At 49.5% G+C, this 15264-nt stretch carries 8 protein-coding genes; 3 read left to right on the top strand and 5 right to left on the bottom strand.

Annotation, left to right across the window (positions count from 1 at the left end; translation table 11 throughout):
* The 3 genes from RIG66_RS33365 to RIG66_RS33375 form a co-directional block, all read left to right on the top strand.
* A partial coding sequence (locus RIG66_RS33365) for a zinc ribbon domain-containing protein (RefSeq protein WP_446384344.1) occupies positions 1 to 387 on the top strand: 387 nt, incomplete at its 5' end.
* Positions 366 to 551 carry a hypothetical protein gene (locus RIG66_RS33370; protein WP_446384346.1) on the top strand — a complete coding sequence of 62 codons (186 nt, stop codon included), beginning with the start codon at positions 366 to 368 and terminating at the stop codon, positions 549 to 551. The genes RIG66_RS33365 and RIG66_RS33370, both read left to right, overlap by 22 nt.
* 307 nt (positions 552 to 858) lie before the next feature.
* Positions 859 to 2184: a hypothetical protein gene (locus RIG66_RS33375; RefSeq protein ID WP_446384348.1), complete on the top strand. Its 1326-nt coding sequence runs from the start codon at positions 859 to 861 to the stop codon at positions 2182 to 2184.
* Positions 2185 to 2433: 249 nt separating this feature from the next.
* Here RIG66_RS33375 and RIG66_RS33380 read toward each other — a convergent pair whose 3' ends face one another.
* From RIG66_RS33380 to rpoB, 5 genes are all read right to left on the bottom strand, one after another.
* Positions 2434 to 4206: an ABC transporter substrate-binding protein gene (locus RIG66_RS33380; RefSeq protein WP_446384372.1), complete on the bottom strand. Its 1773-nt coding sequence runs from the start codon at positions 4204 to 4206 to the stop codon at positions 2434 to 2436.
* Between the two features lie 77 nt (positions 4207 to 4283).
* The gene (locus tag RIG66_RS33385) at positions 4284 to 5396 is read right to left on the bottom strand and encodes an RNA-guided endonuclease InsQ/TnpB family protein (protein WP_446384350.1); all 1113 of its coding nucleotides are present in this window, start codon (positions 5394 to 5396) and stop codon (positions 4284 to 4286) included.
* A gap of 256 nt (positions 5397 to 5652) precedes the next feature.
* Positions 5653 to 9666, bottom strand: a complete 4014-nt coding sequence (locus RIG66_RS33390; RefSeq protein ID WP_446384352.1) for a DNA-directed RNA polymerase subunit beta' — start codon at positions 9664 to 9666, stop codon at positions 5653 to 5655.
* Positions 9667 to 9718: 52 nt separating this feature from the next.
* Positions 9719 to 11602 (bottom strand): DNA-directed RNA polymerase subunit gamma, encoded by a 1884-nt coding sequence (locus RIG66_RS33395; RefSeq protein ID WP_446379087.1) that lies wholly within the window; start codon positions 11600 to 11602, stop codon positions 9719 to 9721.
* Between the two features lie 99 nt (positions 11603 to 11701).
* Positions 11702 to 15052 carry a DNA-directed RNA polymerase subunit beta gene (gene rpoB, locus RIG66_RS33400; RefSeq protein WP_446384354.1) on the bottom strand — a complete coding sequence of 1117 codons (3351 nt, stop codon included), beginning with the start codon at positions 15050 to 15052 and terminating at the stop codon, positions 11702 to 11704.
* Positions 15053 to 15264: the final 212 nt, after the last annotated feature.

Raw genomic sequence — 15264 nt, forward strand, 5'->3', positions numbered from 1 at the left:
CAAATGCTTGATGCGGGTTTTGGTCAATTCCGCACCATTACCCAATATGTGTGCTGGAAGCGTGGAAAGTTTTTTGGTGTTGTTGATGCCAGAGGCACTTCTCAGGAGTGTCCTGAATGTAAAGGTGAAGTCAAAAAAGACTTGGATTACCGGGTACATGATTGTCCCCATTGCGGTTTTAAAACTGACCGCGACGTAGCTAGTGGTCAAGTCATCAGAAACCGAGGAATAGAGCTAATCAGTACCGTTGGACAGACGGGAATCGAAAGTGCCTGTGCAGCCGATCTACCGGGGGTTGGCGAAAGCCAAAACCATCCAAGTGGCGCAACCCCGAAAGGGAATAACCAGGAAATCCTCAAAGTGATTTGGGGGAAGCCCACACCATAATTTTCAATTTGGTGTGGGAGGATGTCACTGCCAATCCTGACTTACCCAAACGGTTTAAACTGAATGCTTCCCTAAACGATTATGAGCGCTCTACCTTTTATCGGGGTGATGAGCATGGATATACGGATTATCCGTTCTTAGAGGAGTCTCAGCAAGCTAGTTAATTAAGAGTGCGATCGCATGTTGGTAACTGGGGTGCGATCGCGAGATTCATCCATTTATACCAAGTTGCGTTATCGAATATCATTCTGAGCGAAGCTCCCCTACACCCCTACACCCCTACACCCCTACACCCCTACACCCCTACACCCCTACACCCCATCACCCCTACACCCCATCACTTATTCAGCAGCCCCTAGTTACTGTTCCTCAAACCCTTTTGTATCCGAGTTCGGCTTTCTGTAAATCTCAAGCCTGAGCCAGACTTCTATACTTGAGATAGAGACTACAGAAAACTTTACAATAACAACTATGGCTCCCGATCCCAAAATAATGAATAGCGTTGAGCAGCTCGGCTATCGCGTCACCGTGGGTGACGTAGCGGCTAAGGCGGGATTGAATATCAATCTAGCCGAACGAGGATTACTAGCGCTAGCCTCCGATGCAGGTGGACATTTGCAAGTCGCCGAGTCAGGTGAAATTGCCTACCTGTTCCCCAAGAACTTTCGGACAAACCTGCGAAACAAATTCCTCCGATTACGATTGCAGGAATGGTGGTCAAAAATTTGGCGTGTCTTATTTTACCTGATTCGGATTTCCTTCGGGCTTCTCCTCTTACTTTCAATTGTCTTAATTTTTCTCGCCATTTCGATTATCGTCATCAGTATCAGTTCCAGCAGCGATAGTGATTCGGGTGGTGGCGGTAACGGGGGTTCTAATCGAGGCGGCGGCATGTTTTTTATGCCCCGCTTCTGGATTGGACCCGACATCTTTTGGTTTTTTGATCCCAGTTACGAACGCCATCGACAACGGCGCACCTCCTGGAATTCGGCTGAGAGTAAGCAGATGAATTTTCTGGAGTCAATTTTCTCATTCCTGTTTGGCGATGGTAATCCCAATGCGGATTTAGAAGAACGGCGCTGGCAAGAAATCGGCACAGTGATTCGCAATTCCGGCGGTGCGGTTACAGCCGAACAGATTGCTCCGTATCTGGATGATATTGGTACAGGCTATCAACGGGAATATGAGGACTATATGTTACCCGTTCTCAGCCGTTTTAATGGGCGTCCAGAAGTTAGTCCCGATGGAGAAATTATCTATCACTTCCCCGATTTACAGACAACTGCACAACAGCAACATCCTCAGCCTGTTCCCTCTTACCTGCAAGAACAGCCTTGGCGCTTTAGTGCGGCTACCAGTGGACAAAAGATACTGGCAATTGGGTTAGGCGGCGTGAATATTGTCGGTGCGTTGATGCTGGGTTCTCTATTAAGAGGAGGCGAACTTGCTGCCGAAATAGGTGGATTGGTGGCGTTTGTCGCGTCAATTTACTGGTTTTTACTGGGGTACGGGATTGGGTTTTTAGCGATTCCTTTGATTCGTTATTTCTGGATTCAACGGAAAAATAGTAAAATCGCAGCCCGAAATCAGCAACGACAGCAGGAAGTATTAGCGCTGGCTCAAGGTGATGCCAATTTACAGAAAAAGCTGGCGTATGCCCAACAGTTTGCGGCGCAAACTGTAATTGGGCAAGAGGATGTGGTGTATACCAGTGAACAGGATTTACTGGATCAAGATTTGCAACGCAAAGACCAAATTGATGCTGAGTGGCAACGCCGTTTAGAGTCGGGTTCTTAGGTAGCTATAGCGGGTTTTGTTGTTTACTTAGGGGCTGCTGAATAAGTCTTGTGGTGGGGAGAGGCAATAGGGAATAGGCTTTCTTGCAATGGTTTCAACCCTCTAGGCGGGTTTTGTTGTTCATTTATCGGTAAATAGCTGACTTTAGTCCCTCGAAGACAATCGCGTGCTGATCAGATTTGGGTATGGAGTGCGATGTTTCTTGAACCATCCATAAAACTAGCAGTCAGATTTCCCCCCTAATTCCCCTTAATCTTCAGAAATCTTCAATTCGTGGATATTCCAGAACGCGCCCCCTAAAGCCGAATACTCAATCCCCTCCACGCGATCGCGCACAGCCGTCATAGATAGAGGATTCACCAAATAAATAAAAGGTAAGTGTTCTTTAATCAGGCGTTGGGCTTCACCATAAATGGCTTTGCGCTTCTGTTCATCTAACTCTTGAGACCCTTTAACATAGAGATCATTAATCTCCTTCTCCCAAGACGCCACTTCCCACCCCTGAATCTCCGGTTGACCAACGGTTGGTTTTTGATTAAAACTGTGCAATCCGCCTTCAGTAGACCAGACATTAGCACTATTATTCGGTTCTAATCCGCCACCGGAAAAACCGAGGAGATGACATTCCCAATCTAAGCTATTACTGAGTTTTTCCACCAAAGTACTAAACGCAATCGGGTTAAAATCCACTTGCATACCAATTTTCGCTAAATCCCGTTTAATTTGCGCTCCCATGGCTTCGCGCAGTTTATTCCCCGCATTGGTAATTAAGGTAAAACGCACTCGATTCCCTTGATCGTCGAGGAGTTGTTCTTCATCGTTATACTGGAAGCCCGCGTTTAACAGTAATTCTTTGGCTTTGTCCAGATTATATTCGTAAATTGGCAGTCCCTCTTCGGGAGACAAATAATAAGGACTTTGTACCGGAAGATTGGAATATTGCGGTTCACCCAATCCCCGAAACGAGTTATCAATCATCGTTCTTCGGTCAATTGCATAAGCCACCGCCTGTCTAAATTCCAAGCTATTGAACCAACGAGATTTCATCGGTTCAATTAAGGGTTCGCCGTCCCGACTGCCTTTGTTAAGGTTGAAGGAAATAAAACTAGAACTTAGCGTGGGACCGCCAACGTAAATGTTAAAGTTACTGCGTTCCTCTTCCCGCTTAAGTAGGGAATAGAAATCCGGTGATACACTAATCGCGTCTAACCCACCAGAACGAAATTGTAAAAAGGCAGTATCGGTGGATTCAACAACTTCCCAGAAAAGGCGATTAATATAAGGTTGGGGTTGACCTTGAGATCCTTGACGCCAGTAATGGGGATTGCGGCGAAAGACTAAGCGTTGATTGGTATTGTAGCGATCCAGTTGATAGGGTCCATTGACCACAATTTTATCCGGGTCGGTATCCACCCCCCAAGTGGTCATAAACTTGGGTCTTCCTTCTTGGTCTTTCTCAGTTACAGTATCCTTGAGGGCATGGGCGGGTAAAATTGCCAGTCCTGTGGTGCGGAGAAAGGGCGCAAAGGGTTCAGGTGTGGTAAATTCAACCCGTCTTTCATCGAGTTTCCGCACGCTGGGAAAGCCGCGCGTTTCGCCAATTCTGAGAATGTCGCGAACATCGGTGGGAATGTCTTCGTTGAGATAGATATCGTTATAGGTAAAGACAATATCATCAACCGTTAAGGGTTCTCCATCAGACCACTTTAATCCCTCTCGCAGGGTAAAAACAATCCGCTGTTGGTTATCGGAGATGTCCCAAGACTTAGCCAGAGAGGGTTCAATTTCTCCGGTGACACCATTTTCAGTGACCAGTCCCTCGTAAGTGTAACCAAAAATATTCGGCGACTCCTGAGAGAGGGCGTAGTTAAAGGTTTTGGGGTCACTGAGAATACTGGTGACAAGTTGAGATCCCTGGGCGGCTTGTGAGGTAAAGAGTGCAGGGTTACAGGCGGATAGTGCGATCGCGACGACACAGGTCAGTAAACTGAGAAACCAGCGTCGGAGAGGAATGTTTGCCAAGATAGTCACGAATCCGATTCAACAATTGTAGGGGTACGATGTCAACTGCCCCACCCACAAGGGGATGGGGCTTGTAACTAGGCGAGATTACTCTCGAGTGAAACATAGGGCGCATTGACTGACGCCTGCTCTTGCGTCCCAGGCTGGGTACAAGAGAGAATGTAATCGTCTCGGACATTAAGAGCAGCATTAAGGTCAGCGTGAGTCTTATAGCCACAATTGTGACAACAAAAGCGAGACTTGTGACGATTTGTTCGCCTGATGTGTTTGCAGACATTGCACTTTTGAGAGGTATAGCGAGGGTCTTGATGGACGACTCGCTTGCCCAACGCTTCTGCTTTGTAGGTTAAAAACTGCTCTTGCTGATAGAATGCCCAACTCCCCAGCCACTTATTCATCTTCTTGCCCCGTCGCCGATTGCGAATACTGGACAAGTCTTCAAGTACAAAAACTGCTATTTCTGGCTGGTTGGCTAGCTTCTTACTCACACAATGATTCGAGTCCTTCATGAACCGCTTCTCGCGTCCCGACATCGCTTTTAAACGACGCTTGGCGCTACGAGTGCCTTTTTGTTGGAGCTGACGGCGATTGTATAAGTAGCGTCTTTGTACACCCCGGATTTGGGATGAGCTAAAAAATTGACCGTCAGAGGTAACAGCCTGATGATACAAACCTCGGTCAATTCCTTGTATTTCTCCTTTCACCTGTGGAGGGTCAACCGTTTCAAATACTAACCTTACCCAAAATTGTTTGTTGTGTTTTGAGTAAGTTAGGGTTCCACTGCGAAACTCCCAAGTCTCAAAGATTTCTTGGAAGTGTTCCGGCACATTCAGGATGAGTTTTTCACGCTTGCCAATGCACGAGAGGGTTAACTGATGCCCTCTGAGTGTCATGGTGCGCTTGTCGTAGCGCAATCCTGATGTTGGCTTCTTCTGGGGATGGCGCTTGAATTTAGTGGCTTTAACTGCCTCCATTGCGTTATCCCGAATCGTTTGCAGGAGGGCAGATGGCACATCGGGATATTGCCATCTGAGTGAAGCATACAAAGCCTTGTGAGCTTGGTTTTTGTTGTACGTCCGTTCCTTTAATGCCCAGTCAACGTGCTGATTAAAAATATCAGTACCAAACCCCATCAGAGGCAGAAACCTTTTATGGGGTAAGTTGACGGGGATGGAGACGGTACGCTTCACGGTTTTACTTCCTACATCCTTGGTCTACTTAGATTAGCACAAAAAGTTATATGTTTTGACAGAGGCTAACTGTTACTTCGATAGATTATTGGCACTCAGAAGGGGTATTGAACCCCGTCGCCTGCGGAGCCTCTCATCCTCACCCACAACGGGATGGGGTTTTCTTGGCGATTTTTATAAATAGTAGGGGGTACGATATATCGTACCCCCTACTTCATGCTCATGGTTTTACACTTGAGTGAGGACTCATAAGGGACTATTCAGCCTCATCCTCATCCTCTTCGAGATAATCCTCAGCCAAATCATCTGCATCCTCATCCTCTTCCTCCTCTTCATGCATCAACGATTCAAAATCGCTGGTATCCTCTTCTTCCATACTGTAAGCGCGAGCCGTGCGATCGTCTAGCACTTCTAAGGAATCATCTTGGTCGAACTCACTACTCTCATTCAGATCGCCAAAATCATACTCAGCGCCGCCATTGGCGGAATCAGCATCGACACCACTGGTTGGATCTTCATAAGCGTTATACCCGGTTCCGGCGGGAATCAAGCGACCAATAATCACGTTCTCCTTCAGACCCCGTAACCAATCGGATTTCCCTTCAATCGCAGCTTCGGTGAGGACACGAGTAGTTTCCTGGAAGCTAGCAGCGGAGATGAAGCTATCTGTATTCAGTGAAGCTTTGGTAATCCCCAATAATACTGGCGTATATTGAGCCGGTGCGCCCCCGGTAATTGCCATGGCTTCATTCACGGTCTCAATTTGCCGCAACTCCACCAATTCTCCCGGTAGCATTGTGGTATCACCCCCATCATCGACCCGAACTTTCGAGGTCATCTGACGGACAATCACTTCGATATGCTTGTCCGAGATATCAATTCCCTGGGATTGATACACCGATTGGACTTCATTGACCAGAAATGCTTGTGCGGCTTGCAGTCCCGCTAAAGCACCTTCATAGATTCCCTTTTCTTCCACGGTGAAATTAAAGAAAATCTCCAGAATTTCGTGGGGATTTGCCGGTCCATCAGTTAACGGTTGACCTACCTTCACAAACTGAGCATCGGAAACCATCGCGTTTTGTCCCGGACTCACCGGATAATCTGTAATCACCCCTTCCGGTTCAATCACTTTGATATCAACGGTTTCATCTTCCTCATAAACCACCTGCGTCTCACCGGGACGTCGGGCTAATACACAGGCTTCTTTGGGTTTACGGGCTTCTAGGAGTTCTTCAATCCGGGGTAGCCCTTGAATAATATCCCCCGTCTTTGCCCGCTCAAACACTAGCAGCACCAGGTTGTCACCCCGTTGCACCAAGTCTCCGTTATCAATTTGCAGCACCGCACCAGCGGACACCCGATAAGGACGTGCGAGTCGCAACGTTACTGAGTCTTCGTTAACTTTGACAACTTGTCCAGATTCGGAGGCTTGCACACTGGCGGCGAGGAAATCAGTCTCCACGACTAAATCTCCCACCTTCACCTGAGGTGTGCCACTAATGGGAACGGTAATCCGATCCGCATCCCGAACCACCAGTACCCGGCGAATGGCTTCCACCCCTTCGCGAATCCCTCGGACTTCACCGGATTCTTTACACTGAATTTCGGTGCGGGCGACGACGTCTTTGGGTGCAATTTTATCCCCATCGTTAACCAACAGCCGAGTTTGGGTACTTCCCCCTAAGGGATCAGCCGAGGTATCGCGCCGGATCACCAAGGATTCCAGGATCACCAACTGCAACCGCATATCCTCTGGATCATCCGACTCTTCGGTGGTGACTAATTCAATATCCGCTGAAAGCTGAGAGGCGGAATGATCGCCGTCGGACTCCTGAGTCATGTCCAAAACGAGTTGAGTTCGCAGCAACTCTAGTCCTTCAACAGACTTGATCCGCTCTCCATCTTTGTAGGGTAGCCGCTGAATCGTCCGTAGCTCAATCCCGATCGCACTCTCACCATCCGACTCACCGCCCTCGGTAGAACCGTTGGCACTGTCGATGGAGGCTTGAGAGGGGACATCAGGTTCATCAGGAATGTTAAACTCTACCACAGGTCTGAGCAGTAATGCCATGCCCTCTGGCGTCTCGGCGACTTCCCCATACCGTAGTTCTGCCACGCTTAACCCCGGAATGGGTTCTGTACCCGGATGTACCAGCTGACCTTCAGAGGCAAAGCCGTCAGGAACGTCATCCACCAAATGCAAGTCTCCGGGCTTAATCACAATTTCCCGCAGAATGTCATTCTTCTGTACAACTTCGACAATCCCTCCCGATTGGCAGAAGATATCTTTCACCACTTCTGTCCCGGCTTCCACATATTGACCGTCTTCCACTAGCAGCAACGAGATATCTTTATTAACCTCGTGGCATTCTTCGGGAATCCACAGCAGGGTGCCGCCTTTGGTGATTTCGTATCCTTGCTTGGCTTTACCGCGCTTGGCGACTTCTACACCGCCATACTTAATAATCCCCCCCGTTTGGGTGCGATAGCGATCGTCAACCAACTCCGCTACCACTTGATTATTTAACACTTTTGTGCCTGGAGTTGCCTTGAGCAAGAAGCGCTGGTTATTGGCGGTGTGAATCACATACTGTTCACGACCCCCACTACTTTCCATCCGCACCGCTGCTTGGTCGAGGCGTACTGACGCGGTGATGATGTCAATTTCCCGCTTACCCGGTGTCAGCCGCACTACACCACCGTTTTGGCTAACTAACTTGGTTTCTGCTAACACAGAACCGGGTTCCACGGCATCCCCATTTTTGACCACGGGTTCAGCACCAGGGGGCAGGTTATACACCTCTCCCGATAACACCCACAACAAGCCACCCCGCTGGGCAATGCGGGTCGTATTCCCTTGGCGATCCGTTTTTTCTTCGGGAATCAAGTCGGCAAACAGCACTTCTCCCGCCAAATCCGAGGCGACGTCTTTGGCGGCTTTTTCCGTAGACAGGCGAGATTTGCCCAACGCCACTTCTGCTAAAAGCTGTTCTGCTTTTACCTCTTGCCCATCGCTAACCAGGAGGATGGAACCGGGCGTGACGGGAATGGTTTTGCTTTTCCCCTTATTCGTCGGTTCGAGAATCAGATCGCCAGCGACTTCTACTTGTTCGCGCTCTTCACCGTGGCGGGTACGGACACCCCGGGTTCGCAGACGGCTAGAAAAGCGGACAACGCCGTCAAACGCCGCTGGGACTTGGCGGGCGACTTCACCGGTGAATACTCCCCCGGTGTGGAATGTCCGCATGGTTAGCTGAGTTCCGGGTTCACCAATGGACTGAGCCGCAATAATACCCACGGCTTCTCCCAAGTCCACCATATGCCCATGTGCCAAACTCCAGCCGTAGCAATGCTGACAAACTGATCGCGAGGCTTCACAGGTTAGGGGAGAGCGAACCATCAACTCTTCCACCTCCGCTTTGCCGATGACGTTGGCTAAATCGTCGCAGATGGCTTGGTTACGTTTGGCGATCACCTCTTTGGTTTTCGGATGCAGCACATCAGCGGCTAGGACTCGCCCCAAGAGACGATCTTGCAGGGGAATCAGCACGCGATCGCCATCGGTCATCGCGGTTAACTGGATGCCTCGGCTTGTCCCACAGTCCACTTCCCGAACAATCACATCCTGAGACACATCCACCAGACGTCGGGTCAGATACCCTGAGTCAGCCGTTCTCAGGGCGGTATCCACCAGTCCTTTCCGTGCCCCGTAACTGGAAATAATATATTCGGTAACGGTTAACCCTTCCCGGAAATTGGTCTTGATCGGCAGGTCAATAATTTCCCCTTGCGGATCAGCCATCAGACCCCGCATCCCGACCAATTGGCGCACCTGAGACAGGTTTCCTCTTGCCCCAGAAAACGCCATCATATAGACCGAATTCAAGGGATCAGTTGCCTTGAAATTGACCACCACTTCATCTTTCAGGGCTTCCGACGTACTATTCCAGGTATCAATTACTTTCTGGAATCGTTCAACTTCGGTGATTTCCCCCCGACTGTAACGGGCTTCCGTGGCGCGAATCTGGGCTTCTGCCGCTTCTAACATCTCACGCTTTTTCGGCGGCACAAGTAAGTCATCGACACTAATCGAAACCCCCGCTTTTGTGGCATAGCGGAATCCTAAATCTTTAAGTTGGTCAGCCATCTGAGCAGTCCGGGCGCTGCCATACTTAGTAAACGCCCAGGAAATCAGTTTTTTGAGCTGACCTTTATCAACGACTCGATTGTAGAAAATCGTTTCTTTTTGTCCTTTGTCATTCGTCATTTGTCATTCGTCCTTGGTGATTCGTCCTTGGTGATTCGTCCTGGGTTTTGGTTCAGGTAATCATCAGGGCATCTTGAATGGCTTTGTTGTAAATAATCCGACCCGGCGTCGTGCGAACGTACTGCGAAATTAGTTCTCCATCAGCCGTTTCTCGGACTCGGCGGTCTTTGTATACTTTCGTCACCATCCCATCTGAGGAGGTTTCTGAGGAAATCACCTGCTCATCATCCGACTTACCATTCTGTACCGTGCCATCAAAACGCACCCAGACGTAAGCATGTAACTCGACCTGCTTTTGTTCAAAGGCTCGGATTGCATCATCGAGAGAGGCAAAATAGCGATCCGCGCCTTTTGTGGCGTGGGGATTTTCGGCGGTGAGGTAATAGCAACCCAGCACCATATCCTGACTCGGTGCGACAATCGGACGTCCTGTTGCTGGAGAGAGAATATTATTGGACGCCAACATTAACAATCGGGCTTCGGCTTGGGATTCCAAAGACAGGGGAACGTGAACCGCCATTTGGTCACCGTCAAAGTCCGCGTTAAAGGCGGGACAGACCAAGGGGTGCAGTTGAATCGCCCGACCTTCAACCAAAATCGGTTCAAAGGATTGAATCCCTAAGCGGTGCAGCGTTGGCGCTCGGTTGAGCAAGACGGGATGACCAGCAATCACTTCTTCTAGCACGTCCCAAACGCTGGCGTCACCGCGCTGAATCAGTTTTTTGGCGGCTTTAATGTTATTGACTAACCCTTGACTAATCAGGCGATGGATCACAAAGGGTTGAAACAGTTCAATCGCCATTTCGCGGGGTAAACCGCACTGGTGAATTTTCAGATTCGGACCAACGACGATTACCGAACGTCCGGAGTAATCGACCCGTTTCCCCAAGAGGTTTTGGCGGAATCGACCCTGTTTCCCTTCAATAATGTCCGACAATGACTTTAATGCCCGATTATTCGCACCAACCACCGTGCGTCCTCGGCGTCCATTATCAATCAGCGCATCGACCGCTTCTTGCAGCATCCGCTTTTCGTTGCGGACAATAATTTCTGGGGCGAGGATTTCCTGGAGGCGTGCCAAGCGATTATTGCGGTTGATCACCCGGCGATACAAGTCATTCAAGTCTGAAGTCGCAAAGCGTCCACCATCGAGCTGAACCATGGGGCGCAAATCCGGCGGGATAACCGGAATCACCGTCAGCACCATCCACTCGGCTTGCGACCCGGTGGCGATGAAGTTATCAATCACCCGCAGCCGCTTAATCAGCTTTGCCCGCTTTTGACCTTTGGCGTTGCTGATGTCTTCGCGCAGTTTTTCGGCTTCGTCGTCTAAGTTGACATCTTGCAAGAGTCGTTGTAGAGCTTCTGCACCAATGCCCACTTCTACGCCATTGAGTTCGGAGTCTTCGCTGTAGAGTTGCTCCTCAATTTCCAGCCATTGGTCTTCAGTCAATAGCTGTTTATAGCTGAGATTTTCAGCATTCCCTGGACTCAGAACCACATAAGCATTGAAATAAACAATCTGCTCGACATCCCGCAACGGCATATCCAAGAGAATACTCAGGTAACTGGGAATTCCTTTGAGATACCAGACATGCGCCACAGGAGCCGCCAGTTTAATGAACCCCATGCGATGTCGTCGTACCCGCGACTCCGTGACTTCCACGCCGCAGCGTTCACAAACAATCCCGCGATGACGAACTCGTTTGTATTTGCCGCAGTGACATTCCCAGTCTTTGGCTGGACCAAAAATCCGCTCACAGAACAACCCGTCCATTTCGGGTTTGAGCGTGCGATAGTTAATCGTTTCTGGTTTCGTCACTTCCCCTACAACTTGACCATTCGGTAGGGTACGTTCTCCCCATATACGGATGCGCTCCGGAGAGGCAATTCCAATTTTTACGTAGTCAAAGCGCTGTTCTTGTTGCTGTTTCATCTTCCAGGGTTGCGAGTTTTGAGCGTACAGACGTAGCTACATCTGAGTTTTGAATGTAGAGACATAGCATGCTACATCTCTACACTCAACACGGAGAACTTATAACTCTTCTTCTTCGAGTTCCTCACTGCGGAGGGATTCATAAGTGGGTCGGCTGGGGGTACGACGGCGATCGCCATCTGCCATCAAATCGACTTCTAAGTCACGGCTGGAGCCATCATCATCGGTTTCTACTTTGTGAACGGCAATATCTAATCCTAAGGATTGAAGTTCTCGCATCAACACCTTAAAGGATTCTGGCGTACCGGGTCGCGGAATTGCCTTACCTTTGACAATGGCGTTGAGGGCTTCGTTACGACCCTGCATATCGTCTGATTTCACGGTAAGTAACTCTTGCAGGGTATAAGCCGCGCCAAAGGCTTCCAATGCCCAAACTTCCATTTCACCAAATCGCTGACCGCCCTGCTGCGCCTTACCACCCAACGGTTGCTGAGTAACCAGGGAATACGGTCCGGTGGAACGAGCATGAATCTTATCATCGACCAAGTGAACCAGTTTTAACATGTAGGCGATACCGATGGTCACCGGACGATCAAAGGCTTCGCCCGTGCGACCATCAAACACCTGGATTTTGCCCGGATTTTCTGGATCAAATACCCAATCTTGCTGAGTTTCTTCCCGCGCTTGCTGAAGTTTGCCGTGAACAGTCAGTCGGGATGCTTCTTCCCCATACATTTCATCAAAGGGAATCATTTTAAATCGCAGGTCTAAGTTTTCACCCGCCCATCCCAGTAAACATTCAAAGACTTGACCGACATTCATCCGACTGGGAACGCCCAAGGGATTGAGAATAATGTCAAGGGGAGTGCCATCAGGGAGGTAGGGCATATCTTCCATCGGCAGAATCCGGGAAATAATCCCCTTATTGCCGTGACGACCTGCCATTTTATCACCCACCTGAATCTTGCGCTTCTGTGCCACATAGACGCGCACTACCATGTTGGCACCAGGGGGGAGTTCATCACCTTGCTCACGGGTAAAGATGCGGACATCCACAACCCGACCTTTTTCACCGTTGGGAACGCGCAAGGAATTGTCCCGCACATCCCGGGCTTTTTCCCCGAAAATTGCCCGGAGTAGCTTTTCTTCGGGGGGTTGGTCGGATTCGCCTTTGGGTGTCACTTTACCGACGAGAATATCTCCGGCTTCTACCCATGCCCCGATCCGAATAATCCCTTGTTCGTCGAGTTGGCGCAGCGAATCTTCCCCCACGTTGGGAATTTCACGGGTAATTTCTTCGGGACCCAGCTTAGTTTGTCGGGCTTCAATTTCGTATTTTTCAATGTGAATACTGGTGTACACATCATCCAACACCAGTCGTTCACTAATCAGGATGGCGTCTTCGTAGTTGTAGCCTTCCCAGGGCATATATGCCACCAGAATGTTCTGTCCTAATGCCAGTTCTCCTCCTTCGGTGGCTGAACCATCAGCTAGGATTTGACCCGCTTCTACGTCATCTCCGTAAAAAACTAACGGACGCTGATTTAAGCAGGTGTCTTGGTTAGACCGCTGATATTTCTGGATTTCGTATTCAATGATTTCTGGTTCGCTGGTTTGGGCTGTCTCTGTACTGTCTCCCGGTAAAGCGGGGGTGCTGGGAGCGGTTTGGACGCGAATTTTGGTGGCATCCACATAAACGACTTCGCCAGCTTTCCGGGCGACAACCACCATGCCGGAATCTCGTGCGGCTTGGGCTTCCAACCCTGTACCCACCAAGGGACGCTCTGGACGCAACAAGGGGACGGCTTGCCGTTGCATGTTTGAACCCATCAGGGCGCGGTTGGCGTCATCATGTTCCAGGAAGGGAATGAGTGAGGTTGCCACGGAGATGATTTGCACCGGAGATACCGCCACAAAGTCTACCTGATCAGGGGTGGTGGTGGTGAATTCTTGGCGATAGCGCACGGGAACGGATTCGCCCATGATATAGCCATTTTCATCCATGGGGATGTCACCAGGAGCAACGCGCAAGTCGTCCTCTTCATCAGCGGTCATGTAAAGCGGTGCTTTGTCTTTGATCACCCGCCCATTTTCTACGGGGTACGAGGGGGTTTCAATAAAGCCATAAGCGTTAACTCGTGCATGGGTTGCCAAGGAACCAATTAGTCCGGCGTTGGGTCCTTCTGGCGTTTCGATGGGGCAAATTCGTCCATAGTGAGAGGGGTGAATATCTCGCACGGCAAACCCTGCCCGTTCTCGGGTTAAGCCACCGGGTCCCAAGGCAGATAAACGGCGTTTGTGGGTTAACTCAGCTAAGGGATTGGTCTGATCCATGAACTGGGATAGCTGAGATGAGCCAAAGAATTCTTTAATGGCGGCGACTAGGGGTTTGGGGTTGACCAAGGAGGCGGGGGTTAGGGTATCGGAATCAGAAACGGTCATTCGTTCCCGAATGATTCGCTCTAAGCGATTCAATCCCACCCGAACCTGGTTTTGCAGGAGTTCACCCACGGAACGAACCCGACGGTTCCCCAAATGGTCGATATCGTCGGTGCTGCCAATATCAAATTCCAGGTTGATCAGGTAATCGATCGCGCCCATAATATCTTGGGGCGTCAGCACGCGGATTGTATCGGCAACATTTAAGCGCAATTTGCGGTTAATTTTGTAGCGACCGACACGACCGAGATCGTAACGTTTGGCGTCGAAAAAGCGTGAGTCTAATAACTGCTGACCCCCGCTTACTGTCGGCGGTTCACCTGGACGGAGCTTGCGATATAGCTCCATCAGGGCTTCTTCTTCACTGGGATTGCCTTCTTTGTCTAAAGTCTTTTGATAATAATCGGGGTGACGCAGGGCATCGATAATTTCATTGTCTGAGAGTCCCAGGGCTTTTAAGAGAACTTGGGCAGACAGTTTCCTGGTTTTGTCGATCCGAACCCAGACTAAATCATTTTTGTCGGTTTCAAATTTTAACCAAGCGCCTCGGTTGGGGATTAAAGACGCGGAGTAGGTACGGCGTCCGTTTTTGTCGATTTCCGACTTATAGTATACGCCGGGACTGCGGACAATTTGATTGACAATGACCCGCTCGGCACCATTAATAATAAACGTACCGCGATCGGTCATCAGGGGCAGATCGCCAATAAAGACTTCTTGCTCTTTAATCTCACCTGTCTCTTTGTTGATCAGGCGAGTGGGTACATACATTTGCACGGCATAAGTGCTGTCTCGCCGCTTGGCTTCATCCACATCGTATTTAGGACGCTTGAGCTTATAGTCTTTGCCGACAAAGTGGAGTTCCAGCTTACCTGTGTAGTCACTAATCGGTGAGAAGCTGTTGAGTTCTTCAATTAACCCTGCTTCAAGAAACCAGCGAAAACTGGCTCGCTGAATTTCAACTAAGTCTGGTAATAGATAGGTGGGAGTTGTATAGGTTTGAGTCGTCATGCTTTTCCTTCTGGAGAGGGTGAATCAGCGTCAGGATGGGCTTCACAGCCTAAGGTAGAGGCAGAATTTGCTCCTCTAGTCAGCAATCCTGAGCAATACAATAGTATGATTGGCTATATCTATCGGGGTAGATACCAGTCAGCGTCTAGCGCTGCCAAGCCGAGAATTTTTACCTCAAAGAAGTAATAAGAGAGTCTGAGGATAATAACGAC

Source organism: Coleofasciculus sp. E2-BRE-01, from assembly GCF_040221695.1.
Classification (GTDB): Bacteria; Cyanobacteriota; Cyanobacteriia; order Cyanobacteriales; family Coleofasciculaceae; genus Coleofasciculus.